This is a genomic window from Lysobacter gummosus (genome assembly GCF_001442805.1).
Classification (GTDB): domain Bacteria; phylum Pseudomonadota; class Gammaproteobacteria; order Xanthomonadales; family Xanthomonadaceae; genus Lysobacter; species Lysobacter gummosus.
In genome coordinates, this window is sequence record NZ_CP011131.1 from 4,623,291 (window position 1) to 4,649,959 (window position 26,669).

General features: G+C 67.8%; 20 protein-coding genes. 9 read left to right on the forward strand and 11 right to left on the reverse strand.

What is annotated here, in order from left to right; translation table 11 throughout:
* Positions 1 to 255: 255 nt before the first annotated feature.
* The 3 genes from purL to xerD form a co-directional block, all read right to left on the reverse strand.
* Complete coding sequence (gene purL, locus LG3211_RS18750; protein ID WP_057944155.1) at positions 256 to 4,221, reverse strand: phosphoribosylformylglycinamidine synthase; 3,966 nt, start codon at positions 4,219 to 4,221, stop codon at positions 256 to 258.
* Between the two features lie 392 nt (positions 4,222 to 4,613).
* The gene (locus tag LG3211_RS18755) at positions 4,614 to 5,492 is read right to left on the reverse strand and encodes a DsbC family protein (protein WP_057944156.1); all 879 of its coding nucleotides are present in this window, start codon (positions 5,490 to 5,492) and stop codon (positions 4,614 to 4,616) included.
* 583 nt (positions 5,493 to 6,075) lie between these two features.
* Entirely contained in the window at positions 6,076 to 7,023 is a 948-nt protein-coding gene (gene xerD, locus LG3211_RS18760; protein ID WP_057944157.1) for a site-specific tyrosine recombinase XerD, read from the reverse strand.
* Between the two features lie 165 nt (positions 7,024 to 7,188).
* Between xerD and LG3211_RS18765 the strand changes: the two genes are divergently transcribed.
* Positions 7,189 to 7,662 (forward strand): RDD family protein, encoded by a 474-nt coding sequence (locus LG3211_RS18765; RefSeq protein ID WP_057944158.1) that lies wholly within the window; start codon positions 7,189 to 7,191, stop codon positions 7,660 to 7,662.
* 36 nt (positions 7,663 to 7,698) lie between these two features.
* Here the strand turns inward: LG3211_RS18765 and lptG are convergent, their stop codons facing one another.
* Both lptG and lptF read right to left on the reverse strand, forming a co-directional pair.
* Entirely contained in the window at positions 7,699 to 8,799 is a 1,101-nt protein-coding gene (lptG, locus tag LG3211_RS18770; RefSeq protein ID WP_057944159.1) for an LPS export ABC transporter permease LptG, read from the reverse strand.
* Positions 8,796 to 9,878, reverse strand: coding sequence for an LPS export ABC transporter permease LptF (lptF, locus tag LG3211_RS18775; RefSeq protein ID WP_057944160.1), 1,083 nt, complete (start codon positions 9,876 to 9,878; stop codon positions 8,796 to 8,798). Before lptF ends, lptG begins: the two co-directional genes overlap by 4 nt.
* Positions 9,879 to 10,153: 275 nt before the next feature.
* Here lptF and LG3211_RS18780 point away from each other — a divergent pair, with 275 nt between their 5' ends.
* From LG3211_RS18780 to LG3211_RS18790, 3 genes are all read left to right on the forward strand, one after another.
* Entirely contained in the window at positions 10,154 to 11,626 is a 1,473-nt protein-coding gene (locus LG3211_RS18780) for a leucyl aminopeptidase (protein WP_057944161.1), read from the forward strand.
* Between the two features lie 148 nt (positions 11,627 to 11,774).
* Positions 11,775 to 12,200 carry a DNA polymerase III subunit chi gene (locus tag LG3211_RS18785; RefSeq protein WP_057944162.1) on the forward strand — a complete coding sequence of 142 codons (426 nt, stop codon included), beginning with the start codon at positions 11,775 to 11,777 and terminating at the stop codon, positions 12,198 to 12,200.
* 103 nt (positions 12,201 to 12,303) lie between these two features.
* Positions 12,304 to 15,069, forward strand: coding sequence for a valine--tRNA ligase (locus LG3211_RS18790; RefSeq protein ID WP_057944163.1), 2,766 nt, complete (start codon positions 12,304 to 12,306; stop codon positions 15,067 to 15,069).
* Between the two features lie 84 nt (positions 15,070 to 15,153).
* Here the strand turns inward: LG3211_RS18790 and LG3211_RS18795 are convergent, their stop codons facing one another.
* Both LG3211_RS18795 and LG3211_RS18800 read right to left on the reverse strand, forming a co-directional pair.
* Positions 15,154 to 15,783 (reverse strand): ankyrin repeat domain-containing protein, encoded by a 630-nt coding sequence (locus tag LG3211_RS18795; protein WP_083512657.1) that lies wholly within the window; start codon positions 15,781 to 15,783, stop codon positions 15,154 to 15,156.
* 147 nt (positions 15,784 to 15,930) lie between these two features.
* The gene (locus LG3211_RS18800) at positions 15,931 to 17,451 is read right to left on the reverse strand and encodes a catalase (protein WP_269465121.1); all 1,521 of its coding nucleotides are present in this window, start codon (positions 17,449 to 17,451) and stop codon (positions 15,931 to 15,933) included.
* A 444-nt stretch (positions 17,452 to 17,895) separates the two neighbouring features.
* On the opposite strand from LG3211_RS18800, the gene LG3211_RS18810 reads away from it, so the two are divergent.
* Positions 17,896 to 18,777, forward strand: coding sequence for a DUF2785 domain-containing protein (locus LG3211_RS18810; RefSeq protein WP_057944166.1), 882 nt, complete (start codon positions 17,896 to 17,898; stop codon positions 18,775 to 18,777).
* 18 nt (positions 18,778 to 18,795) lie between these two features.
* Here the strand turns inward: LG3211_RS18810 and rimI are convergent, their stop codons facing one another.
* The 3 genes from rimI to pssA are packed head-to-tail and all read right to left on the reverse strand — an operon-like array spanning position 18,796 to position 20,445.
* Entirely contained in the window at positions 18,796 to 19,287 is a 492-nt protein-coding gene (rimI, locus tag LG3211_RS18815; protein ID WP_057944167.1) for a ribosomal protein S18-alanine N-acetyltransferase, read from the reverse strand.
* The gene (locus LG3211_RS18820) at positions 19,284 to 19,646 is read right to left on the reverse strand and encodes a hypothetical protein (protein ID WP_057944168.1); all 363 of its coding nucleotides are present in this window, start codon (positions 19,644 to 19,646) and stop codon (positions 19,284 to 19,286) included. Before LG3211_RS18820 ends, rimI begins: the two co-directional genes overlap by 4 nt.
* Before the next feature lie 4 nt (positions 19,647 to 19,650).
* Positions 19,651 to 20,445, reverse strand: coding sequence for a CDP-diacylglycerol--serine O-phosphatidyltransferase (pssA, locus tag LG3211_RS18825; protein ID WP_057944169.1), 795 nt, complete (start codon positions 20,443 to 20,445; stop codon positions 19,651 to 19,653).
* A 110-nt stretch (positions 20,446 to 20,555) separates the two neighbouring features.
* Here pssA and LG3211_RS18830 point away from each other — a divergent pair, with 110 nt between their 5' ends.
* The 3 genes from LG3211_RS18830 (at position 20,556) to LG3211_RS18840 (ending at position 23,896) form a co-directional block, all read left to right on the forward strand.
* The gene (locus LG3211_RS18830) at positions 20,556 to 21,059 is read left to right on the forward strand and encodes a DUF4124 domain-containing protein (protein WP_237049777.1); all 504 of its coding nucleotides are present in this window, start codon (positions 20,556 to 20,558) and stop codon (positions 21,057 to 21,059) included.
* 204 nt (positions 21,060 to 21,263) lie between these two features.
* The gene (locus LG3211_RS18835) at positions 21,264 to 22,985 is read left to right on the forward strand and encodes a proline--tRNA ligase (protein WP_057944171.1); all 1,722 of its coding nucleotides are present in this window, start codon (positions 21,264 to 21,266) and stop codon (positions 22,983 to 22,985) included.
* Between the two features lie 518 nt (positions 22,986 to 23,503).
* Entirely contained in the window at positions 23,504 to 23,896 is a 393-nt protein-coding gene (locus tag LG3211_RS18840; RefSeq protein ID WP_057944172.1) for an H-NS histone family protein, read from the forward strand.
* Positions 23,897 to 24,040: 144 nt separating this feature from the next.
* Here the strand turns inward: LG3211_RS18840 and LG3211_RS18845 are convergent, their stop codons facing one another.
* Complete coding sequence (locus LG3211_RS18845) at positions 24,041 to 25,291, reverse strand: threonine/serine exporter family protein (protein WP_057945592.1); 1,251 nt, start codon at positions 25,289 to 25,291, stop codon at positions 24,041 to 24,043.
* A 226-nt stretch (positions 25,292 to 25,517) separates the two neighbouring features.
* Here LG3211_RS18845 and LG3211_RS18850 point away from each other — a divergent pair, with 226 nt between their 5' ends.
* Complete coding sequence (locus LG3211_RS18850) at positions 25,518 to 26,639, forward strand: ABC transporter permease (protein WP_057944173.1); 1,122 nt, start codon at positions 25,518 to 25,520, stop codon at positions 26,637 to 26,639.
* Positions 26,640 to 26,669: the final 30 nt, after the last annotated feature.

Consider the following 26,669-nt stretch of genomic DNA (forward strand, 5'->3'; position numbering starts at 1 on the left):
TTGCGCGAGCGCGGTCTCGCAAGATCGGATTCGGATGGCAATTCATCGCGGACTGCAGGGATGGTCACATTTCTGACTCCGCCGCCGCTCGGTTCGCGTGCCGCTCGGGCCTGTCGCGGCGGGGCCGCGGTTCAGCCATCGGCGCCGATTCAGCGGCGGCGCCACCGGAACGGATCACGCATGCAACAAAAAAGGGCGCCCACCGGACGCCCTTTCGTCAGCGGCCGGCCGACCGGCCGGCGCAACCGCCCATGATCACCCCACCCAAACCCGCGCATTGCGGAACATCCGCAACCACGGCGAGTCCTCGACCCAGTCCTTCGGCGCCCAGCTGTAGTTGGCGCTGCGCAGGGTGCGCTCGGGGTGCGGCATGAGGATGGTGGCGCGGCCGTCGCGGCTGGTCAGGCCGGCGATGCCGTCGGGCGAACCGTTGGGGTTGAGCGGGTAGCGGTCGGCGACGCGGCCGTCGCCGTCGATGTAGCGCAGGGAGATGTCGGCGGAAGCCTGATCGGTGCCGCTGGCGATGCCGTTTGTTTCGAAGCTGGCCCGGCCCTCGCCGTGGGCGACCGCGACCGGGATGCGCGAACCGGCCATGCCGCGGAAGAACAGCGACGGCGACTCGACCACTTCCAGCAGGCCCAGGCGCGCTTCGAACTGTTCGCTGCGATTGCGCAGGAACACCGGCCAATGCTCGGCGCCGGGGACGATCGGCTTGAGCTGGGCCAGCATCTGGCAGCCGTTGCACACGCCCAGCGAGAAACTGTCTTCGCGCGCGAAGAACGCGGCGAAGGCATCGCGCAGCGCGCTGCGTTCGAGGATGCTGGTGGCCCAGCCGCGGCCCGCGCCGAGCACGTCGCCGTAGCTGAAACCGCCGCAGGCGGCGAAGCCCTTGAAGTCGTCCAGCTTGAAGCGGCCGTTGATCAGGTCGCTCATGTGTACATCGAAGGCTTCGAACCCGGCGCGGTCGAAGGCGGCGGCCATTTCGATCTGGCCGTTGACGCCCTGCTCGCGCAGGATCGCGACCTTGGGCCGCGCGCCGGTGTTGACGAACGGCGCGGCGACATCGTCCGCCGGATCGAAGCCGAGCTTGGGCTTCAGGCCCGGCGCGTTGAAGTCGCGCGCGATCGCGCGCTCTTCGTCGGCGCAATCGGGGTTGTCGCGCAGCTTCTGCAAGGCGTGGCTGGTGGACCACCAGGCGTCGAACAATTCGTCCCAGCGCCATTCGACCAGAATCTTGCCGTCCTCTTTCACCCGCACCGACGCGGCCGTGGTCGGCTTGGCGATGCGCTGCGCGCAATCGATCAGGTTGTGGCGCGAGATCAGGTCGGCGAATTCGGCGCGGTCGTCGTTGTGGATCTGCACGATCGCGCCGAGTTCTTCGTTGAACAAGGTGCGGAACGGATCTTCGCCCCAGCCGTCGAGGCTGATGTCCACGCCCAGGCGCGAGCAGAACGCCATTTCCGCCAGCGCGGCGAAGGCGCCGCCGTCGCTGCGGTCGTGATAGGCCAGCAGCAGGCCGGCTTCGCGCGCATCGCGGATGAGTTCGAAGAAATCGCGCAGGCGCTGCGGGCTGTCGAGGTCGGGCACGCCGGCATCGAAGCGGTTGCTGTCGCCGGGCGCGCCGGCGAAGGCCGGCAGCGAGTCGCCGGCCTGTTTTTCGACCGCATCGGGATGCACCTGCGCCAGCACCGAACCGCCCAGGCGCTGCTTGCCGGCGCCCAGGCCGATCAGCCACAACTCGGTATCGGGATCGCGCGACAGCAGCGGGGTAAGTTGTTGGCGCACATCGACCACCGGCGCGAACGCGCTGACGATCAACGACACCGGCGACACCGACTTCGACGCGCTGTCGCCCGAGCCCCACTGCGCCTGCATCGACAGCGAATCCTTGCCGACCGGGATGCTCAGCTCCAGCTCCGGGCACAGCTCCAGGCCGACTGCCTTCACCGCGTCGAACAGCAGCGCGTCTTCGCCCGGATGCGAGGCCGCGGCCATCCAGTTCGCCGACAGCTTGATGCGGTTGAGCGATTCCACCGGCGCCGCGCACAGGTTGGTGATCGCTTCGCCGACCGCCATGCGCGCGGCGGCGGCGGCGTCGAGCAGCGCGATCGGGGTGCGTTCGCCGATCGCCATCGCTTCGCCGACGAAGCCGTCGAAACCGGACAAGGTGATCGCGCAGTCGGCCAGCGGCAGTTGCCACGGGCCGATCATCTGGTCGCGCGCGACCAGGCCGCCGACGGTGCGGTCGCCGATGGTGACAAGGAAATTCTTCGCCGCGACAGTCGGATGCGCGAGCACGCGCAAACCGGTGTCGTGCAGGTCCAGCCCGTCCCATTGCAGCGCCGGCCACGGCGCCGGCGGCGGGTGGCGGGCGTCGCGGTGCATCTTCGGCGGCTTGCCGAACAGCACGTCCATCGGGAAATCGATCGGCCAATCGGGGTTGGCGATGGCTTGTTCGCCGTAGACGCTTTCGATCGTGGCGCCGTAGCCGACCACCAGACGCTCTTCCGCCGTCGCATAGCCGACCACCGCGAACGGGCAGCGCTCGCGTTCGCAGATCGCGGCGAAGTCGGCCACGCGATCGGCCGGCAGGCCGAGCACGTAGCGTTCCTGCGATTCGTTGCACCACAGCTGCATCGGCGACAGCGAGGGATCGTCGCTGGGCACTTGCGCCAGATCGATCACGCCGCCGAGGTTGGAGTCGTGCAGCAGTTCGGGAATGGCGTTGGACAAACCGCCGGCGCCGACGTCGTGGGCGCTGTCGATCGGGTTGTCGGCGCCGAGCGCGACGCAGCGGTCGATCACTTCCTGGCAGCGGCGTTCCATCTCCGGGTTGTCGCGCTGCACGCTGGCGAAATCCAGCGCTTCGGCGCTGTCGCCAGAGGCGACCGAACTGGCCGCGCCGCCGCCCAGGCCGATCAGCATCGCCGGGCCGCCGAGCACGATCACCGCGTGGCCGGGCTTCAGGCCGAGTTTGTCTACCTGGATGCGGTCGATCGCGCCCAGGCCGCCGGCCAGCATGATCGGCTTGTCGTAGGCGCGGGTCAGCGCGCCTTCGGACAGTTCGAAACTGCGGAAATAGCCGACCAGGTTCGGACGGCCGAATTCGTTGTTGAACGCGGCCGCGCCGATCGGGCCGTCGAGCATGATTTCCAGGGCCGGCGCCATGCGCGGATTGAGCGCGCGCGGGCGTTCCCACGGCTGCGGCAGGGTCGGAATGCGCAGGTGCGAGACGCTGAAACCGCACAGGCCGGCCTTCGGGCGGCCGCCACGGCCGGTCGCGCCTTCGTCGCGGATTTCGCCGCCGTTGCCGGTGCTCGCGCCCGGAAACGGAGCGATCGCGGTCGGGTGGTTATGGGTTTCGACCTTGATGCAGAACGCCGACGGCGTCTGCGCTTCGGCCGTGTAGGCCTGGCTGCCCGGTTGCGGGCGGAAACGCCGGGTCGGATAGCCTTCCACCACCGCGGCGTTGTCGCTGTACGCCGACAGGGTGTTTTCCGGCGTCTGCGCGTGAGTGTGCTTGATCATCTTGAACAACGACTGCGGCTGGTCGCGGCCGTCGAGGGTCCAGGATGCGTTGAAGATCTTGTGCCGGCAGTGCTCGGAATTGGCCTGCGCGAACATCATCAGTTCGACGTCCGACGGCGCTCGGCCGAGCGCGCCGTAGCGCTCGCGCAGGTAGGCGATTTCGTCCTCGGCCAGGGCCAGGCCGAGGCGGCCGTTGGCCGCTTCCAGCTGCTCCAGGGCGATGCGCTCGAGTTCGCCGCGCGCCGGCACCGCGAACAATGCGGCCGCGTCGTCGCGCGTTTGCAGCAGCGACTGGGTCATCGGGTCATGCAGGACCTTGGCCAGCGCGCCTTGGGTGGCGGCATCGGCTGACCAACCGCTGAGGTCGTAGCGGGTGCCGCGCTCCACGCGCTTGACCGGCTGGCCGGCGCCGCGCAGCAGCTCGGTAGCCTTGCTGGCCCAGGGCGAGAGCGTGCCCAGGCGCGGGGTCACATAGCGCGAGGTGGCATCGCTTGCGCGCGCCGCTTCGCTGGCTTCGGCCTGCAGGATGCGGCGCAACGTTGCGTCGTCGGGCGTGGCGCCGGGCTCGGGCTCGACCCAGTACACGGGCCAGGCATCGAGCAGGCGGACATCGGAATGGAGGGCGGACAGGCGGGCTTGGAGCCGCTCGCGGCGGAACGAAGACAGGGCCGAGTGGCCCTCGAGGACGATCATGTCCGGGAAACCGTGCAACGCAGGGCCCGGTATTGTATCGAAAACGCGAGCGGGCTTCGGGCCGCGCCGGGGCGAAGAGGTTCGCTTGGACCGATCGCGGCAAGCTCGGGGGTCGCGTCGGGGTTCCGGCGTCGGGGGTCGGACGCTACAAGTTCGGCGGGCCGGTCGGGTCCGGGACCGGATTGAGCGGCGGCGCAGCGACGGATTTGGCGCGCAGCGGGCTCTGGAGGTTTCACGCCTCACCCGTGAAACGCCGTCAACTTCAGGTTGCACAACCCATTCGAAGTTGCCATTACGGCTCAGCTAAGCCGCTGAAATACAAAGGGCCCGCCTGAGCGAGCCCTTCGTTGACGCTGGCCGGCCGGCAACCGCCGGCCGCGCTCAGGCGAGGCTCAGAGCCCGCCCACCGGCGTGGCGACCGCCGCGGTCGGCTTGGCCGCGGTCTTGGATTCGGCCGCCAGCTTGTCCAGCGCCTGACGCAGCTGTGCCGGCGGGACGTAACCGCCGAGCTGGACGCCTTCGCTGTTGAGAATCATCGGCGTGCCGGTCAGGCCGGCGCGCTGGCCGATGTTGTACTGCTGCTCGATCGTGTTCTTGCATTCCTTGGCGGCGACGCCGTGGTCGCTCTTGGCTTCGGTCAGGGCCTTGCGGCGATCGGCCGCGCACCACACCGAGACCATCTTCTTGTAATCCTCGCTGCCGATGCCGGCGCGCGGGAAGGCCAGGTATTCCACCGCGATGCCCTGGCGGTTGTATTCGGCGATCTCGCTGTGCAGCTTGCGGCAGTAGCCGCATTCCACGTCGGTGAACACCGCGACGGTGTGCTTGGGATTCGGCGGCGAGAACACGATGCGCTCGCTGACCGGAATGCTCTTGACCAGGTCCTTGCGCATGCCGGCCAGGGTGTCTTCGCTGAGATTGCGCTTGGCCTGGGTGTCGAACAGGGCGCCGCCGGAGCCGGGCAGGAACAGGTAACGGCCGTCGTCGCTGACGTAGACCACCTGGCCCTGGGCCAGGGCTTCGCGGAAGCCCGGCATCGGCGCGGCGCCGACCTTGTCGATGTTGATATTGGGGCTGAGGGTGCGGATGGCGTCTACCGCGCGCGCATCGGCGCTGCCGGCGGCGACCTTGGGCGCGGCGCCCTTGGGGGCTTCGGCGGCTGCGGCGGCGGCCGGCTTGACCGGATCGGTCTTGGCGGCGGCGGCCTGCGGTGCCTGGGCACAGGCGGACAGGCTGATCGCGCCGAGCACGGCGAACATGATGCGCTTCATCTATCGAATCCTTGGCGTTCTGTTGTCGGGCCTTGGACCGCCCGAGAGGGAATAGGTTCGTCCGATTGTGGCATGGCCGGGGCTGGGATCGCGGTTCCGCGATGGGTATCACGAGGCTAAGGGGCGATGGGGGTCGCGATTTGGGGTCGTGGCGAGGCGGGAATGTGCCGGTGGGCGCTCGGCGCCGATGGGTTCGGGGCTTTGCTGAGTTGGGTTGGATCAGTTTGAGTTGCGACTCGCGTTGGCACGTGGGGCGCGGTCGCAGCTTGCGCTGCTCCTGTAGTTGCTCCGGGGTGGGAACGGCGTAACTGCGGTCTCGCAAATGCAGCTACGACGGGTCTGCGACGACGCTCCCGGTCCGGCCCGGCGCAGTGCGCCGGGCGTTCAAGCAGGCATGCGGCTGCCGCATAGGCACGGGGTGCGGTCGCAGCTTGCGCTGCTCCTGTAGTTGCTCCGGGGTGGGAACGACGTAACCGCGGTCTCGCAAATGCAGCTACGACGGGTCTGCGACGACGCTCCCGGCCCGGCGCAGTGCGCCGGGCGTTCAAGCAGGCATGCGGCGGTGCCACATAAGCGCCTGCTTTCACCCCCTCGGGTGATGCTTCGAATGCAGCTTCTTGAGCTGCTCGCGCGCCACCAGGGTGTAAATCTGCGTCGTCGACAACGAGCTATGCCCCAGCAGCATCTGCAGCGCGCGCAAATCCGCGCCGCGATTGAGCAGATGCGTGGCGAAACTGTGGCGCAGGCCGTGCGGGCTGATCTTGCCCGGGTCGATTCCGGCGACCGCGGCATAGCGCTTGACCAAATGCCAGAACGCCTGCCGGGTCGGCGCCTCGCCGCTGGCTTCGATGAACAACGGCGCCAGCGCGCGCTTGCCGGCCAACTTCGGGCGCGATTGCGCCAGATAACGCTCCAGCCAGTGCTGGGCCTCTTCGCCCAGCGGCACCAGCCGCTCCTTGCTGCCCTTGCCCATCACCCGCAACACGCCCTGGCGCAGATTGACCCCGGTCGAGGGCAGGTGCACCAGTTCACTCACGCGCAGGCCGGCGGCGTACATCAGTTCGAGCATGGCGCGGTCGCGCAAGCCCAGCGGGTTTTCGGTGTCCGGGGCGTTCAACAGCGCGTCGATCTGGCTTTCGGCCAGCGCCTTGGGCAGCGAGCGCGGCAGCTTCGGCGGCGCCAGCAGCGCGGTCGGATCGTCGCGGCGTTCGCCGCGGCGCAGGCGGAAGGCGTAAAAGGCGCGCAGCGCCGACAGCAGTCGGGCGTTGCTGCGCGGCGAATAGCCTTCGCGCGTGCGCCAGGACAGGTAGTCGAACAGCGCGCCGCGATCGGCGCCGGCGATGCCGCGCCCGTCGCGCCAGCGCGCCAGGCCTTCCAGATCGCGCCGGTAGCTGTCGAGGGTCTGCTGCGCCAGGCCGTTTTCGGCCCAGATCGCGTCGAGGAACTGAGTGATCGCCGTGTCGTCGGCCTCCGCCAGCGGCGGCAGCGACATGGCCTGGGTGCGGCGTTCGGCGGGAGTGCTGGCGCTCATGCCGGCAGCTTAGTGGCTCGGGCGCGCGATGGGGACGATCGATGCGCGCCTATCGCAACACGGCGCGCATGCGATGGGAGAATGGCCGCCCTGTGTGCGGCGCGCGGCCTGTGCCGCCGCCGGTCCGCGATGTTTCCCGTTTGCCTGCTCGCTTATCCTGATCCGATGACCGCACCCGCCCCCGCTCCCGCCAAACCCGCCGCCCTGATCCTGTGGCGGCTGCTGTCGATGCTGTACGACCTGTTCCCCGTGCTGGCGCTGTGGATGGTCGCCGGCGCCGTGTTCGCGGTCGGCTACACCCTCGCCGGCCACGATTCGCACGAGAACATCCGCCCCTTCAGCGCGCTGCAATGGCTGCTGTGGCTGGTGTGCTGGGTCATCACCGGCGTGTATTCGACGGTGAGCTGGCGCCGCGGCGGGCAGACGCTGGGAATGCGGCCGTGGCGTTTGCGCGTGGTCGGCCGCGGCGAGCAGGCGCCGGAATGGAAGGCGCTGTGGATTCGCTACGCGGTCGGCACCTTGTCGCTGGCCGCGGCCGGGCTGGGCTTTTGGTGGGCGTGGTTCGACCGCGAGCGGCTGACCTGGCACGACCGCGCCAGCGCGACCCGCACGCTGCGCCTGCCTAAGCGAAAGAAGTAAGCCGCTCCGGTTCGAGACGACGCGCGTCCGGGCCGATCAGCCCGAGCGCCGTTTGAACAGATACGCCGACACCGCCAGCATCACCACCGTCGGCGCCACGTAGGCCAGGCGGAAGTCGAAGCGGAACACCTTGGCCAGTTCGACGAACTGCGTCTGCAGCAGCCAGAACACCAGCGCGAACACGATGCCGATGAACAAGCGCTTGCCCATGCCGCCGCTACGCAGGCTGCCGAAAGCGAACGGCACCGCCGCCAGACACAGCGCCAACACATTGAGCGGATAGAACCAGCGGCCCCAGTAATGCGCTTCGAATTCGCCCGCGTCGAGCTGATTGCGCTCGCGGTCTTCGATCGCCTTGTGCAGGGCCTTGGCGCTGAGATAACGCGGGCGGTTGGTGCCGCTCATCAGCGCCGAACTGTCGAGCTTGGACTCCCAGCGCTCTTCGGCGATCTGCTTCTTTTCGGCCGATTTGGCCTGGAAGGTGGTGCGGGTGACATTGCGCAGCAACCAGCCGCCGGGGCGATGCTCGGCGATGCCGGCCACCGCGATCGACACCAGCCGCCCGTCCGCGCCGAACTGGTACAGGCTCACGTTGCGCAGTTCCAGCCAGCGATCGCTGCCCTGGCTGCGTTCCTGGCCCTGACTGGCGCTGAGGATCACATCGCCCTCGCGCGCCCACAGGCCGGAGTATTCGGCCACGACTTGATTGTTCGACTTGGCCGCGGCCTTGAGCGACTCGCCGCGGCGCTGCGCTTCCGGCGCCAGGGTTTCGCCGTTGATCACCATCAGCAGGGTCAGGATCGCCAGCGAACCGGCCACCGCGATGCTGAGCCGGCGCCGCGACAGGCCGACCGCGCGCAGCACGGTCAGCTCCGAGGTGGCCGCCAACTGGCCCAGCGCCATCAGCGAACCGACCACCGAGGCGTAGGGGAACAGCGAATAGGCGCGTCGCGGCACCGTCAAAGCCATGTAGGCCAGCGCCTGCATGAAACCGTAGCGGCCCTTGCCGATGTCGCCGAACTCGCCGACGAAGCTGAGCATGAAGTCCAGCCCCAGCAGCACCGCCCAGGTCAGCAGCACGGTGCTGAGCACCACCTTGCCGACATAGATGTCGTGAATCTTCGGAAACGGCTTCATACCAGGCTCCGCCTGCGGCCGACCCGGCCATCGCGGAAATACATCCAGGTGGTGACCGCCAGCAGCGGCAAGGTCAGCCACCACAGGCCCAGCGCGGCCGGAATCTTGCCGTCCTCGATCCAGCCGGTGCCCATCATCATGAAGTTATTGCCGATCAGATAAGCCAGAAAGCCGATCAGCATGCTGCCGTAACGCGCCTGACGCGGCGTGCTGCGCGCCAGCGGAATCGCCAGCAGGGCGAAGGCCAGCGCCAGCAGCGGCGGGGCGATGCGGTAATGCAGCTGCGCCGCGGCCTCGGGCCTGGTGTCGCCGAACAATTGCGTGGTCGGCAGCATTTCCGGCGATTTGGGGTCGTAGCGGTCTTCGCTGGCCGGCAGCAGGAAATCGTTGCGCGCGTAGCGCATCAGGCGGTAATTGAGGCTGCCGTCCACCGGGCCTTCGACCTCGAAGCCGTCGTCCAGGGTCAGATAGCGGTCGCCGTTGGCGTTCACCGTCAGCCGGCCGGTCTTGGACGTGGTCACGTCCTGGCGGTCGGGCTTGCTGCGGTAGATGAAGATGCGGTCGAAGCTCTTGCCGTCGTTGGACATGCCGCCGACGTAGATCACCCCGTTGCCGTTGGGCAGGCCGGTGAAGGCGCCCGGCTCCAGGCCGGCCACGACCAGGCTGCGGTTGGCCTCGTTGATCATCTGCCGCGAAGCGCGGTCGGCCCACGGCCCCAGCCACAGCGAGCAGGCCCCGACGACCAGGATGATCGGCCCGGCCACCAGCATCAGCGGCTTGAGCATCCGCCGCGGGCCGACGCCGACGGAGGCGATCACGGGCATTTCCGAGTCGCGGTAGAGCCGGCCCATGCCCATCATCAGGCCCAGCATCAGCGACAGCGGCAGGATCAGCGGCAGCCACTTGATCAGCACCAGCCCCAGCTGAACCAACATCATGCCCGCCGGGACCTTGCCCTTGGCGATGTCCTCGAGCACGTCGGTGAAGGCGCCGCCGACACTGACGATCAGCAGCACCACCAGGGTGGCGAAGATCGCCTGGGCGAATTCGCCGGTCAGATAACGGTCAAGCTTGAGCATTAGGCGTGGGGGCGCGCTTCGGGTTGGGCTTCGGCATCGGGCGGGCTTGCTTTAAACTCGGGAGTTCGTTCGACGGCCGTCCTGCCCCGTTGCCCCCCGGACCGCGGTCCTGGAGCCGGTGGCAAGCCGAAGCTTCCGGTTACGAATCCACTCGCGCCTTGCGGCGCTGGACGCCTTGCGGCTCCGGCACCGGGCCTTGCGGTCCGCAACGCCAGCTTCGACAAAGCCGGACGATTGTACGTACTCACCTTCTTATCTGCTCGGGAATCTGTTGGATGACCCTCGAATTCGACCTGAACCGCGACGCGCCGTCCGCCGCCCAAACTGATTGCGTCGTGGTAGGCGCCTTCGCTGACAAGACCCTGACCGCAGCGGCGCGAACGCTGGATGAAGTCAGCGGCGGGCGCCTGACCGCGCTGCTGGAACGCGGCGACATCAGCGGCAAGACCGGCAAGACCTCGCTGCTGCACGATGTCGCCGGCGTCACCGCGCCGCGGGTGCTGGTGGTCGGCCTGGGCGAGGCCGGCAAGTTCGGCGTGGCCCAGTATCTCAAGGCGGTGGGCGACGCCGCCCGCGCGCTCAAGGCCGGTCCGGTCCAGCACGCGCTGCTGACCTTCAGCGAAGAACCGGTGCTGGGCCGCGACGCCGCCTGGGCGATCCGCCAGGCCGCCATCGCCGCCGATCACGCCTGCTACCGCTACACCGCCACCCTGGGCAAGAAGAAAGACGAACCCGGCCTGCGCAAGCTGTCGATCAACGGCAGCGACGCGACCGCGCTGGCCCAGGGCCAGGCCATCGCCGCCGGCGTCAAGTTCGCGCGCGAACTCGGCAACCTGCCGCCGAACGTCTGCAACCCGGCCTATCTGGCCCAGCAGGCGCAGGAATTCGCCGCCCGCTTCGACACCACCGACTGCGAAGTGCTCGACCGCGCGCAGATGGAAGAACTGGGCATGGGCTCGCTGCTCGCGGTGGCGCGCGGCTCGGCCAACGCGCCCAAGCTGATCGTGCTCAAGTACACCAACGGCGGCGACGCCAAGCCGTTCGTGCTGGTCGGCAAGGGCATCACCTTCGATACCGGCGGCATCAACCTCAAGGTCCAGGGCGGCATCGAGGAAATGAAGTTCGACATGTGCGGCGCCGCCTCGGTGCTGGGCACGTTCGTCTCGGCGGTGGGCATGCAGTTGCCGATCAACTTGGTGGTGATCGTCCCGGCCGTGGAAAACATGCCCGACGCCGACGCTTACCGCCCGTCCGACGTGCTCACCAGCATGTCCGGCAAGACCATCGAAGTCGGCAACACCGACGCCGAAGGCCGCCTGATCCTGTGCGACGCGCTGACCTACGCGCAGCGTTTCGAGCCGCAGGCGCTGCTGGACGTGGCCACCCTCACCGGCGCCTGCGTGGTCGCGCTGGGCAAGTTCGCCACCGGCCTGATGAGCAAGGACGACCAGCTCTCGGCCGAACTGCTCGCCGCCGGCGAGCAAGTCTTCGACCGCGCCTGGCGCCTGCCGCTGTGGGACGAGTACCAGACCCAGCTGGAATCCACCTTCGCCGACGTCTACAACATCGGCGGCCGCTGGGCCGGCGCGATCACCGCCGGCTGCTTCCTGTCGCGCTTCACCGAAGGCCAGCGCTGGGCGCATCTGGACATCGCCGGCGTATCCAACGAAGAAGGCAAGCGCGGCCTGGCGACCGGCCGTCCGGTCGGGTTGCTGTCGCAGTGGTTGCTGGAAAGAAACGGGAATTGACGGACGGGAATCGGGAATGGGGAATCGGTAGGGCGCTTGCGCCGCGACCGATTCCCGCTCCGCTCTTCTCGCTTTCGCCTTTCGCCTTTCGCCTTTCGCTTCTCGCGTCAACCGATTCCCCATTCCCGCTTCCCCATTCCCGGCCCCTATGCCCCGCGCTGATTTCTATCTGATCCAATCGCCGCGTTTCAAAGAAGAACCGCTTCGGTTGGTCTGCGAGCTCGCGCGCAAGGCCCACGACGCCGGCCTGCCGACGCTGATCCTGGCGCGCAGCGCCGAACAGGCCGAGCAGCTCGACGACATGCTGTGGGACATGGGCGAAGACGCCTACATCCCGCACCAGATCGCCGGCATGGATGAAGACGAGGACGAAGCCGATGTGCTGATCGCCGCGCCCGAGTCCGACGCCGCGCTGCGCGCGCTGGTGATCAACCTGCGCGACGCCGCGGTCGCCGACGGCTTCGAACGCGTGCTGGAAGTCGTACCCGCCGACGACTCCGCGCGCGGCCCGCTGCGCGAGCGCTGGAAGCAGTACCAGGCGCGCGGCTTGAGTTTGAACAAGCACGATATGTGAAAGGCCGGGATTCGGGATTGGGGATTCGAGATTCGAAGACCGCCCGCGTCCCGCCCTTGATCTTCCGAATCCCGAATCCCCAATCCCGAATCCCGGCCCAAAAATGTCCCTCGCCCCCAGCTACGACCCCAAACAGTTCGAAACCCGCCTGTACGAACAGTGGGAAAGCAGCGGCGTATTCAAGCCGCGCGGCGAGGGCCAGCCCTATACCATCCTGCTGCCGCCGCCGAACGTCACCGGCACGCTGCACATGGGTCACGCGTTCCAGCACACCTTGCAGGACGCGCTGATCCGCTACTACCGCATGCGCGGCTACGACACCTTGTGGCAGATGGGCACCGATCACGCCGGCATCGCTACCGAGATGGTCGTCGCGCGCAACCTGGGCGCCGAAGGCCTGACCCGCGACGGCCTGGGCCGCGACGGTTTCATCGAAAAAGTGTGGCAGTGGAAGCGCCAGTCCGGCGACACCATCGAACGGCAGATGCGCCGCCTGGGCACCTCCGGCGACTGGTCGCGTTCGGTGTTCACGATGGACCCGATCGCCTCCACCGCCGTGGTCGAAGCCTTCGTGCGCATGCACGAGCAAGGCCTGATCTACCGCGGCCAGCGTCTGGTCAACTGGGACCCGGTGCTGAAGACGGCGATCTCGGACCTGGAAGTGGTCAACGAAGAAGAAGACGGCTTCCTGTGGTCGATCGCCTACCCGCTAAGCGACGGCAGCACCACGCTGACGGTGGCGACCACGCGTCCGGAAACCATGCTCGGCGACACCGCGGTGATGGTGCATCCCGACGATGAGCGCTATCAGCACCTGATCGGCAAGACGGTGACGCTGCCGCTGAGCGCGCGCGAGATTCCGGTCATCGCCGACGCTTACGTGGATCGCGAGTTCGGCACCGGCGTGGTCAAGGTCACGCCCGCGCACGACTTCAACGACTACGCGGTCGGCCAGCGCCACAGCCTGCCGATGATCAACATCTTCACCCCCGAGGCGAAGGTCAACGACAACGCGCCGGCCAAGTACGTCGGCCTGGATCGCTATGAAGCGCGCAAGGTCGTGCTGGCCGATCTGGAAGCCGAAGGCCTGCTGGTGGAAACCAAGCCGCACAAGCTGCAGGTGCCGCGCGGCGACCGCACCAACCAGGTGATCGAGCCGTACCTGACCGACCAGTGGTTCGTGCAGATGGACGGGCTGGCCAAGCGCGGCCTGGAGCTGGTCGAGAACGGCGATGTGCGTTTCGTGCCGCCGAACTGGATCAACACCTATCGCCACTGGATGGAAAACATCCAGGACTGGTGCATCAGCCGCCAGCTGTGGTGGGGTCATCGGATTCCGGCGTGGTACGACGCCCAGGGCAATATCTTCGTCGGCCGCGACGAGGCCGATGCGCGCGCGCGCGGCGGCATCGGCGCCGATGTGGCGCTGCATCAGGACAACGACGTGCTGGAAACGTGGTTCTCCTCGGGCCTGTGGCCGTTCAGCACGATGGGCTGGCCGGACCAGGCAGCGATGGCCGAGCGCGGGTTTGAGCGGTTTGTTCCGTCCTCCGTCCTGGTCACCGGCTTCGACATCATCTTCTTCTGGGTCGCGCGCATGATCATGCTCACCGACCACTTCACCGGGCAGATTCCGTTCAAGGACGTGTACATCACCGGTCTGGTGCGCGACAAGGACGGGCAGAAGATGTCCAAGTCCAAGGGCAATGTGCTCGACCCGATCGATCTGGTCGATGGCATCACCCTCGATGAGCTGGTCGGCAAGCGCACCACCGGCCTGATGAATCCCAAGCAGGCGGAGAAGATCGAGAAAGCCACGCGCAAGGAATTCCCCGAAGGCATCCCGGCCTTCGGCGCCGACGCGCTGCGCTTCACCATCTCGGCCCTGGCCACGCACGGCCGCGACATCAAGTTCGATCTCGGCCGCGCCGAGGGTTACAAGAATTTCTGCAACAAGCTGTGGAACGCCACGCGCTTCGTGCTGATGAACACGGAAGACGCCAGCTTCAGCGGCGTGCCGCAACCCACCACCGATACCGAGCGCTGGATCCTGGCGCAGCTGGCCAAGACCGCAGCCGAAGCCGAAGCCCACTTCGCCTCCTACCGCTTCGACCTGCTCGCACAGAGCCTGTACGAATTCGCCTGGAACGCGTTCTGCGACTGGTTCGTCGAGCTGTCCAAGCCGGCGCTGCAGGGCGAAGACCAGGCGGCGGCGAACAGCACGCGTCATACGCTGCTGTACGTGCTCGAACGCCTGCTGTCGCTGCTGCACCCGCTGATTCCGTTCGTGACCGAGGAACTGTGGCAGCAGGTCGCGCCCAAGCTCGGCGTGGCCGAAACCACGGTGATGCTGCGTCCGTATCCGCAGGCGTCGGAATTCACCGGCGATTACGCCCAGGCCGAAGCCGATGTGGAATGGCTCAAGGCGATGGTGTCGGCGCTGCGCAAGGTGCGCAGCGAGCTCAACGTCAAGCCGTCGGATTTCGTGACCTTGCTGTTGTGCAAGGGCGACGCGTCCGATCGCACCCGGGTCGAGCGCTTCGCTTCGCAGCTCAAATTCCTCAACCGAATCGATCGCATCGAGTTCATCGACGACGGCGCGCCGACGCCTCCGGCCGCTCCCGCGGTGGTCGGCGAACTGACCTTGCTGGTGCCGTTGCCGGCGGACAAACTCGACGCCGAACGCGGCCGCCTGGACAAGGAAATCAAGCGCGTCGAAGGCGAGATCGGCAAGAGCAAGGGCAAGCTGGCCAGCGATACCTTCGTGCAGAACGCGCCGCCGGCGGTGGTCGAGCAGGAGCGCAAGCGTCTGGTCGATTGGAACGTGCAGCTCGAAGGCCTGACCGCGCAACGCGCCAAGCTGGCCTGACGCCGCTTTGGCGCACGGCCTCGCGGCCGTTCGCCGTCGCCCACGAAAAGCCGCGGCCGAGCCGCGGCTTTTTTGTTGCCGCCGTCAGCCGCCGCGCTTGCGGCTCAAGCCGGCCAGACGATCGGCCAGCGCCGCATTGCCCTGCCCGCGCGCCAGCGACTCGGCGGTCGCGCCGCTGGCATCGGTCAGGGCGAAGTCGGCATCGCGCGAGGCCAGCGCTTCGATCAGCTCGGCGCGGCCGAACAAGGCCGCGAACATCGCCGCGGTCTGCCCGGCCGCGTTGCGTGCATTAACGTTGCTGCGCGGATCGGCCAGCAGCACGCGCGCGCATTCGGTCTCGCCCTTGAACAAGGCGCCCATCAGTGCGGTATTGCCGCGTGCGCTGTCGCTCAGGTCGGGCGCCGCGCCGGCCGCGAGCAGCGCCCGCACCGCCTCGGCGTGGCCGTAGTAAGCGGCGAGGATCAACGCGGTCGAGCCGCGCTCATCGCGCGCATCCACCGCCACGCCGCGCGCCAGCAGCGACTTGATCACATCGGTATCGCCCGAACGCGCGGCATCGAACAGGTAGCGGCTCAGGTCGGCGCCCTGCACCGCCGGGGCTTGCGCCGCGGTCGTTTGCGACGCCCGCGGCTCATGCGCGAATGCGGGAGCCGCGACCGCGCAGGCCAACGACGCTGCCAGAGCGACATGGAATTTCAACAAGGAACGATTCATAGGTTCTCCCGACACATCAAAGCCATCGCGCGGCCATTGCGACACAAACGGACACGGCGTCACCGCCGATCGCGGCGCGACAACTCTCAACATTGCCGCAGCGAGCCGCACACCGCGGCCCGCTGCGCGCTCATGCCCGCGACTGGATCAATCGCTCAACGCCGCCGACAAGGTCTTCACCCGGCCGACATCGCGCTTGAGCGCCTGGGCCAGACGCGTGCCGTAGTCGGCGTCGGCCTTATGGAAGTACGAGAGCATCGTGTACATCGTGGTTTCGTCGCGCACCTGGCCCAGGTCGCCGGCCAGATTCGCGATCAGGCTGGTGCGCTCGTTGGCCGGCAGCGAGCGGTAGAACTCGCCGGCCTGACGGAAGTTCAAGGTCTTGGCGATGCGCGCCTGCTGGGTCGCGCCTTCCAGCGGCAAGGCGCTGTAGCGCGCGGCGTCGGACTGCGGCTTGGGCGCGATCCGCGACGGCTCGTAATTGACCTTGCCGGTGCGCGCGCCGCCGTTGTGTTCGCCGTCCTGGTTGTTGCTGTTGACCGCGACCTTCGGCGCGTTGATCGGCAACTGGTTGACGTTGGTGCCGACGCGGTAAAGCTGCGTGTCGGCGTAGGAGAACATGCGCCCTTGCAGCAGACGGTCTTCCGACGGCTCGATGCCCGGCACCAGATTGGCCGGCGCGAACGCGGCCTGCTCGGTCTCCTGGAAGATATTGGCCGGATTGCGGTTCAAGGTCATGGTGCCGACTTTCACCTCGGGCACGCCGGACCAGATCTTGGTCGCGTCGAGCGGATTGAAGTCGAACTGATCGAGCTGGTCGGGCTTGAGGATCTGCACGTACAGATCCCACTTGGGATAGTCGCCGCGATCGATCGCCTTCATCAGATCGTTGGACAGATGATTGAAGTCGCGCCCCTGCACCGCGGCGATTTCCGCGCCGGACAGATTGTGTTCGCCCTGGCGGCTGTCCCAGTGGAATTTGACGTAGACGTAGCCGCCCTTGTCGTCGATCAGTTTGTACGCGTGCACGCCGTTGCCGTCCATCTCGCGATAGCTGCGCGGCGTGCCGTAGTCGGAGTACACCCGCGTCAGCATCTGCGTGGCTTCGGGCACGTGCGAGAAGAAATCGAAGACCCGCGCCGGGTCCTGCACGTTGGTGTCGGGGCTGGGCTTGAGCGAATGCACCATGTCCGGGAACTTGATCGCATCGCGGATGAAGAATACCGGCAGGTTGTTGCCGACCAGGTCCCAATTGCCTTCGCTGGTGTAGAACTTGGTCGCGAAGCCGTGCGGATCGCGCAGGGTTTCCGGCGAATGGTTGCCGTGGATCACCGTGGAGAAGCGCACGAACACCGGCGTGGTCACGCCGGGCTGGAACAGTTTCGCGCGGGTGTACTGCGAGATGTCGCCGCTGACGGTGAAACTGCCGTGCGCGCCGGTGCCGCGGGCGTGGACGACCCGTTCCGGGATGCGCTCGCGATCGAAGCGTTGCAGCTTCTGGATCAGGTGCACGTCCTGCAGCAGGACCGGGCCGCCGGCGCCGGCGGTCTGCGAGTTCTGGTTGTCGCCGACCGGCGCGCCGTTGTCGCGCGTGAGGGTGGTGGACGCGGCCTGTGCGAAGACGGCGCCGGAGACCAGCAACTGCGCGGAGACGAGGGCCGCGATCAAACTGCGTTGAGGCATGGGGGTTACTCCTGGGGACTGCGCGGGAGCGTCCTACAGCGATGCCATCGTGGAAAATCGTTTGTTTGCATCGCAGCGATAGCTCGCGGCTATTCGGCATGGGCGGTTCCGCCAACGGCATCACCGTTCGATCGCGCATGGCGCTCAGGGCGGACAGCCAATCCGGTTGCGGCGCACATCTGCAGGGTCGATGCGCGGCGAAGCGATGATCGATAGTTCGATCGCCGTCACTGATGCAGCCTTGCCGCTGTCGCGTATGAACCGATAACGCGTGCGACGGGCGCGCCGGCCTTCGTCTTGCGTGCGCGGCGAACGATCGCCGCGCGACGCGCAAGCCGTGCACATCGGCATGCCGCCTGCGGCCCTTGCGGCACCGCGACACGGCCGCCTAGGCTGGGCCACGCGGACATCGCGGCCCGGGGGAACGCCATGCGCCATATCGTGTTGTTGGGTCTTTGCCTGCTGGCCGCGCCGGCGTTCGCGCGCGACTGCCCGCCGGCCGGGCAGACCCGGGCCTCGCTGCAGGCGCTCAAGGCGGCGCAGTTCGCCGTGCCCGATGCGGCGCAAAAGCGCCGGCTGGCCGAGGGCCTGCTCGGCTGCCTCTCCGATCCCGACCCGGAATTGCGCGACGGCATCGCCTTCGAGGCCTTGAGCCAGTGGATGCGCGCGGGCGATTTCGATGCCGCCGCCTTGCGCGCCCTGCGCGATCCGCTGTACGCCACGCTCGACGGCGAGGACGCGGCGGGCTTCGGCAAACCGTTCGCGGCGCTGGCGCTGGCGGAGGTGGCGCGCACCGACCGGATCAGGCCGTGGATGAGCGCGGCCGAACGCGCGGCGATGGTCGATCGCGCCGCGGCCTACGTCGAATCGGTGCGCGATTACCGCGGCTACAGCGAAGGCGAAGGCTGGCGCCACGGCGTCGCCCACGGCGCCGACTGGCTGATGCAGTTGAGCTTGAACCCGGCGCTGGAGCGCGCGCAGTACCCACGCATCCTGGCCGCGGTCGCGGCGCAGGCGGTGCCGCGCGGCGGTCACGCCTACGTGTTCGGCGAACCCGGCCGGCTGGCCCAGCCGGTGTTGTTCGGCGCCCAGCGCGGGCTGCTGTCGGCGGAAGAATGGGACGCCTGGTTCGCGGCGCTGCCGGTCAAGGTGGGCAAGCTCGATCGCGCCGACTACGCCGGTTGGCTGGGACGCCGCCACGATCTGATGGCGTTCCTGTCCGGCCTGTACGTGCAGACCGACCAGAGCGAAGACGCGGCGATCAAGAATCTGAAACCGGCGATCGCGGCGGCGTTGCGGCAGTTGCGCTGACGCCGCGGCCGGCGCGGCTCACTCCTGCGGCAGCAGCTCGATCGCCATTACCAATGCGTCCTCGCGCCCGCCGCGCGCCGGGTAGTAGCGCGGGCGGCGGCCGATCTCGTTGAAGCCTTCGCTGTGGTACAGGGCGATGGCGCCGGGATTGGACGGACGCACTTCCAGGAACACCCGCTCGGCGCCGCGTCCGCGCGCGATGTGCATCAGCGCGCGCAGCAGCTTGCGGCCGTAGCCGTGGCCGTGCGCTTCCGGCGCGACGCACACGTTGAGCACGTGCGCCTCGCCCGCGGCCACGCTCATCAGGAAGTAGCCCAGGATGCGTTCTTGCTCGGTCAACACCCACGAGGGGTAATCCGCGCGCAGGCAGTCGCGGAAGATGCCCGGCGTCCAGGGGAATTCGTAGGCGCGGATTTCGATCGCGTGGATGAGTTCGAGATCGTCCTCGCGCATCGGCCGCAGCGCGGTCGGCGCGGCGGCGGGGTCCCGGTCCGACACCTGCGCGCTCATCCGCCTGCGCTCCCGCGGCGCAGGCCGCGCAACTGCGGCCACAGCGCGCGCTTGGCGGCCGGATTGCCGCGCAGCGCCTGCGCATCGAACAAGGCCAGCACCGCCGCGTCGCCGGCCTGACGGCGGGCGGCGCGCAGCAAATTGCGCAGCAGCGGCGGATCGCCGCCGGCATCGCGCGAGGGCGCGGCGCGGCCGCTGTCGACGCGGGCCGGCGCGGGGCGCGCATCGTCGGCACGCTCGCTTTCCTGCGCTAGCACCGGCGCCGGCGCAGCCGCCGTCTCGGTGCCGGCCAGGGCCAGCACCGTGTGTCCCATCGCCTGCAGCCACTCGCGCTGTTGCGCGCTCCACAGTTCGCTCATGCGCTCAGCTCTCGTTCTTGGGCGGCGGCGCCGGGGCTTCCGGCGGCGGCGTGCGCCGCATCCGGCGCCAGATGGCCTGGACCGGGCCGGACAGCGCGTACGGGGCGAAGATCGCCAGCAGCACCCGCGGCGGGTCGATCGCGATCGCCACCAGCACCGCCACCACCACCAGGATCGCCAGGAACGGCACCCGGTCGTTGCGCGGGCCGCTGCCCTTGAAGCTGACATAGCGCAGCCGGCTGACCATCAGCAGGCCGGCGATGGTGGTCACCGCCAGCGCGCCGTAGCGCAGTTGCTCGCCGTCCAGATCGAAGCTGTGGCAGGTCCATACGAAGCTGGCCACCAGTCCGGCCGCGGCCGGGCTGGCCAGGCCGATGAACCAGCGCTTGTCCACCTGCCCGACCTGGGAATTGAAGCGCGCCAGCCGCAAGGCCGCGCAGGCGGCATAGAGAAAGGCGCCGACCCAACCGATCTTGCCCGGGATCACCCCGTCGAGCTTGGTCGATTCCAGGGCCCAGTGGTACATGACCAGGGCCGGGGCCAGGCCGAAGCTGATCAGATCGGCCAGGGAGTCGTACTGGACCCCGAATTCGCTCTGGGTATTGGTCAGCCGGGCGACCCGGCCGTCCACGCCGTCGAGGATGGCGGCGATGAAGATCGCCATGCAGGCTTCGTCGAAACGCCCCTGTGTGGCGGCGATAATCGCGTAGAAGCCGGCGAACATGCCGCCGGTGGTGAACAAATTAGGCAGCAGATAGATGCCGCGGCCGCGCGGGCGGGGCGAGGGTTGAGGTTCCATAACTGGGAAGTGTAGCGCTTGCCTGCGTCCCGGCAGGATGCTGCAATTCGCGTTCCCCCGCCGTACCTTAGTCCCGGCTGTTCCGCCCTGCCCCGTTTCCGGAGCCACTCATGTCCCGCATGTCCCGTCTTTCCGCCCGTCGCGCCCTTTCGGCGCTGGGCCTGAGCGCCGCCCTGGCCGTCGTGCTGGCCGCGCCGGCCGCCGCCACCGAGCTGTATCAGTGGAAGGACGCCCAGGGCGTCACCCACTATTCCGACTCGCCACCGCCCGGCCAATCCGGTCAGGTCAAGAACCGGGTGATCAAGAACAAGACCGGTACGCCGACCCAGTCGGCCACCGTCACCGCCTCCAGCGAGAGCAGCCAGTGCATCACCGCGCGGGCCAACCTCAAGCAGTTGCAGAGCTCGGCCCAGGTCGGCGTGGACAGCAACGGCGACGGCAAGCCCGACAACGTGCTCGACGCCAAGCAGCGCCAGGCCCAGGTCGATCTGGCCCAGACCTCGATCCGCGCCTACTGCGCCGCGCCGACGACCGCGCCCGCGGCCTCTTCGCCGAATGCGAGGCCGAACACCGCGCCGAACCCGGTCGGTGGCCCGAAGATGGCCGACAGCTGAGCGCCGGGAATCGGGATGCGCTCCCGGTTCCATCTGCCCATCGAACGACGCCGGACGCCGCCCCGCGGCGCCCGGCGTTTTCGTTTGTCCGCCCGCGCCCGAACGATCCGCTCGCCCGCCACCGCTTCGCGAGTCCCAGGTCCCAAGTCCCGAATCCCGCCGCATGGCAAACTGTTCGCTTTCCAAGTCCGCGAACCCCAGCCGATGCGTCTGTCGCAGTTCCATCTCCACACCAGCAAGGAAACGCCCGCCGAAGCCGAAATCGTCAGCCACAAGCTGATGCTCAAGGCCGGCATGATCCGCAAGCTCGCCGCCGGCCTGTACACCTGGTCGCCGCTGGGCCTGCGCGTATTGCGCAAGGTCGAGCGCGCGGTGCGCGAGGAAATGAACGCCGCCGGCGCGATCGAAGTGCTGATGCCGGCGGTGCAGCCCAAGGAGCTGTGGGAGGAAACCGGGCGCTGGGAGAAATTCGGCGGCCAGTTGCTGAAGATCAAGGACCGCAAGGAAGCCTGGTACTGCTTCGGCCCCACGCATGAGGAAGTCATCACCGACTTCGCTCGCAACGAGCTGTCCAGCTACAAGCAGCTGCCGGTCAATTTCTATCAGATCCAGACCAAGTTCCGCGACGAGATCCGCCCGCGTTTCGGCGTGATGCGCGCGCGCGAGTTCCTGATGAAGGACGCCTATTCCTTCCACGTCACCGACGAGGACCTGGGCCGCGAATACCGCAACATGTACGACACCTACGGCCGCATCTTCACCCGCCTGGGACTGAAGTTCCGCGCCGTGTTCGCCGACACCGGCGCGATCGGCGGCAGCGCCTCGCACGAGTTCCACGTGCTGGCCGATTCGGGCGAGGACGCGATCGCCTTCTCCGACGGCTCGGACTACGCGGCCAACGTCGAGCTGGCCGAAGCGCTGGCGCCGGGCGCGCGCGCCGCGGCCGGCGAAGAACTGCGCAAGGTCGATACGCCGACGCAGAAAAACTGCGAGGACGTTGCCGCCCTGCTCGGCATCGGCCTGGCGCGCACGGTCAAGTCGGTGGCGATCATCGGCAGCGACGGCGAAGGCAAACCGCAGTTCGCCCTGGCGCTGGTGCGCGGCGATCACGTGGTCAACGAGATCAAGCTGTCCAAGCTCGCCGGCCTGGCCGAGTACCGCCTGGCCACCGAAGCGGAAATCCTCGAACACCTGGGCGCGCAGCCGGGCTTCCTGGGCCCGGTCAAGCCGCTCAAGCCCGTGCGCGTGATCGCCGACCGCAGCGTCGCGGCGATGGCCGACTTCGTGGTCGGCGCGAACGAAAACGGCTACCACCTCGCCGGCGTCAACTGGGGCCGCGATCTGGCCGAGGCCGACGAAGTCGCCGACATCCGCAACGCGGTGGCCGGCGATCCCTCGCCCGACGGCAAGGGCACCCTGGGCATCGCCCGCGGCATCGAGGTCGGCCACGTGTTCCAGCTCGGCCGCAAGTACGCCGAAGCGATGAAGCTCAGCGTGCTCGACGACAGCGGCAAGGCCGCGACCCCGGCGATGGGCTGCTACGGCATCGGCGTGTCGCGCATCGTCGCCGCGGCGATCGAGCAGAACTTCGACGAAGCCGGCATCGCCTGGCCCGAGGCGATGGCGCCGTGGCAGGCGGTGGTGTGCGTGATCAATCCGAAGAACGACGCCGCCGTGGCCCAGGCCGCGCAGGATCTGTACCAGGATCTGCTCAAGGCAGGCGTGGACGCCGCCCTCGACGACCGCGGCCTGCGTCCGGGCGCGATGTTCGCCGACATGGAACTGATCGGCGTGCCGCACCGGGTGGTGGTGTCCGAACGCGGCCTGGCCGCGGGCAGTTTCGAATACCGTCACCGCCGCGCCAGCGAGGCGGAGAATCTCGACCGCGCCGCGGTCCTGGCCCGGATCGGCGGCGCCGCGCAGTAAAGCCGGGCGCCGCGCGCGCGATTAAAACCGGCGCCGCCGCCCCATCGCGGCGGCGCCGGCGATTACCTTTCCCAGCGCCACGGGTAATACCGGCCGGTGTTTGACATCGTCCCGGACCCGGCCTGAGCCGGCCGCCGGGTCATCGCCCAATCGGCTTTTATAAGCAGGTTGCGCGCCTGCTTTCCAAACCGGCGGCTCCAGGTTTGGATAAATCCGTCTAAACCCCCGACGTAATCCTCGCCGGCCCTGCCGTGCAAGCGCGATCCGGCCGCTTTCGCCGGCAAAACCGCCCAATAGCGCTGGATTAACGACAAGCGCGGCCCGCCCCGGCGACATGCGTGAGTATCGCGGTTAACCGCCGCATCGGCCCGGCGAATTCCGATGCCGCTCACGACCGGCGCCGCCCCAATATCGGGGTATATATCTTTGCTTACGTTTACGGCAGACTGCGCTGCCATTAGTATGCTGCCGCGCGCCAGGGATTGGCCGTTTTCCGACCATTACTCCCCGGAGGCCCCATGTCGATCGATCTGTCCTCGTTGTCCGCGAAAGAACTCGAATCCCTGATCAGCCAGGCCAAGAAGCGCAAGACCACGTTGAACAAGCGCAAGCCGATCGCGGCGGTGCGCAAAAGAATCAGCCAGGTGCTCAAAACCGAGGGTTACACCCTGGAAGAACTGTTCGGTAGCGCCGCTCCGGCCGCTGCCCGCGGCGCAGGCAAGGCCAGCAAGGCCGCCGCCAAGCCGGCCGCCGCCGCCCGCAAGGCGCGCAAGCCGTTGGGCAAGGTCGCCCCGAAGTACCGCAACCCGGCCAATACCGGCGAAACCTGGACCGGCCGCGGCAAGCAACCGCGCTGGCTGGCCGCTTATACGGCGCAGGGTAAGAAGCTGGAAGATTTCCTGATCAAGTAATCTGGACTAAAAACCAAAATCAACGAATACGCCGGCCTTAAGCCGGCGTTTTCATTGGAGCCGAGATTCGTGATTAGGGATTAGGGATTGGCGAAGCAACAGCAGCCACCCCCCCCCGCCCTCACAATCCCCAATCCCGCCCCCTCAAAGATTCCGCCGCGAAGGCAACAACAAATTCCCGAATATCAACCCGGCGATCAACGCCAGCAAGATATTGATCACCGCCAGAATCGCATCCTGGCCGACGTTCACGTCCTGCTGCTGGATCATCGTCAGCAGCCCGCGCAGGCTTACGCTGCCGGGCACCAGCAGGATGATGCCGGGCACCCGGATGATCGCCCCGGGCCGATTGCCCCAGCGCGCGTAGGCGTTGCCGATCGCGGTCATGATCAGGGCGGCGAGGAATATCCCGGCCGGGCTGCCCCAGGCCAAACCCACGAAGCGCGAAATCAGATAACCGGCGGCGGCCGAGGCCATGACTTTCAGGTAATCGCTGCGGTGGGCCCGGAACAGCACCGCGAAGGCGTAGGACGCCACCGCCAGCCCGCACCATTCGACCCAGGATTCCTGCGGCCGCCACGCCCGCACCACCGGTTCCAGGCCGACCAGATCGGCCAGGTACAGGCCGATGACCGTGCCCACCGCGAGTTTCACCACCGTGGTCACCGCGCCGGCGAATCGCGCCGTGCCCGATACCAGATGCTGGCTGGTCAATTCGTTGACCGCGTTGGTCAGCGCCATACCCGGCAGCAGCACGATCAGCGAGGCGATGATCACCGTGTTCTGATTCAACGGCGCGATGAAATTGGCCACCAGCAGCACCGAGGCCGCGGCGAACATGCCCGCGATCGCCTCCAGCGCCTCGCGCAGACGCGGGCGCTGGCCGGAAATATCCACCAGCAGGCCGATCATCAATCCATTCAACGCCGCCACGCCGATGTCCAGCCACGGCAGCCGCAGCAGACCGGCGACCGCGCCGGCGGCCAGGCCGTAGCCGAACACCTGCATCGCCCGCCAGCGTTTGCTGCGAGGCCGGTCCAGCGCCTCCAGCGCGGCGTGGCCGGCGGCCAGATCCAGATTGCCGGCCATCACCTCTTCGGCGATGCGGTCGGTTTCGCTGAGCCGGTAGAGGTCGTTTTCGCCCGGTGGCAGGCGGATGACACGAGTGGTGTCGCTGTCGCCCAGCGGCCGGTTGGGATCGCTGAAGGTCAGGATCAATCCGGTCGGATTGGACCACGGCTCGCATTCCAAGCGCAGTTTCTGCGCCACCGCCGTCACCGCGCCTTCCAGGCGCTGCGCGGTCGTGCCGTAACTGTGCAGACGCTCGGCCAGCTCGACCACGAAGGCGATGCGGGCGGCGTAACTGGTCGCGCTGAGCGGATGCGGGGTGGACATGTCGCGCAAGGATCGCATGGGTGGGCTGGGACGGGAATCGGGAATGGGGAATGGGGAATGGGGAATGGGGAATGGGGAATCGGATGAAGCAAAAGCGGCCGGCGGTTGATCGCATCCTTCGAGGCCCCGATTCCCGATTCCCGATTCCCCATTCCCGTCCCAGCCCCAAACTGCACGCAACACTCACCATGCCGTCCCTAGCCTGTATCCTCCCGCTCGAGGCCCTATGACCGTATCGACCACGCAAGCGCCGGAAATCGCCGCCGATGGCCAAGCGCCCTCGCGGCTACGCCTTTCCGGCTGTTGGACGCTGGAACATGCGGTGACCATCGGCAGCGTGCTCAAGCACGTGCCCGAGGGCGTCAGCGAAATCGACGCGACCGGGGTCGAGCGCCTGGACTCGGTCGGCGTGCTGCAGCTGATGCGCTACGCGCGCCGCCACCAGATGGATTTCGACGCCAGCTTCAGTTTCCACGACAGTCATCGCGCGCTGGTCAGCGCGATCGAGGACGTCGCCGACGAGCGCCCGAAGAAGAAACGCGAATACGGCTTCCAGGCCGCGCTCGCGCGCCTGGGCTTCGCGGTCACCGACAATTGGAAGGAAGTGCTGGCGCTGATCGCCTTCTTCGGCGAAACGCTGGTCAAGATGTTGCGGTTGTTCAAGAACCCGGGGCGCTTTCGTCCGACCGCGACCGTGCACCACATGGAGCAGGTCGGCCTGGACGCGGTGCCGCTGATCGCGCTGCTGTGTTATCTGGTCGGCGCGGTGGTGGCGTTCCTGGGTTCGACCATCCTGAAGGATTTCGGCGCGACCATCTTCGTGGTCGAGCTGGTCAGCATCGCCTTCCTGCGCGAGTTCGGCGTGCTGCTGACCGCGATCGTGCTCGCCGGCCGCACCGCCAGCGCCTTCACCGCGCAGATCGGCGCGATGGTCAGCCGCGAGGAAGTCGATGCGATCCGCACCCTGGGCATGGACCCGATCGACCTGCTGGTGATCCCGCGCGTGCTGGCGCTGCTGGTGATGCTGCCGCTGCTGACCTTCATCGCGATGGTCGCCGGCCTGCTCGGCGGCCTCACCGTCGGCGCCTACGGCCTGGATATTCCGCCGCAGCAGTACCTGGCGCGCATGCACGACACCATGCAACTGCGCCATTTCCTGGTCGGCATGTCCAAGGCGCCGGTCTTCGCCCTGCTGATCAGCCTGATCGGCTGCCTGGAAGGCCTGCAGGTGCAAGGCACCGCGCAGTCGGTCGGCGAGCGCACGACTTCCAGCGTGGTCCAGTCGATTTCGCTGGTGATCGTGCTCGATGCGTTCTTCGCGATATGGTTCATGGAGATGGGCTGGTGATCGGGCCGGGAATGGAGAATCGGGAATCGG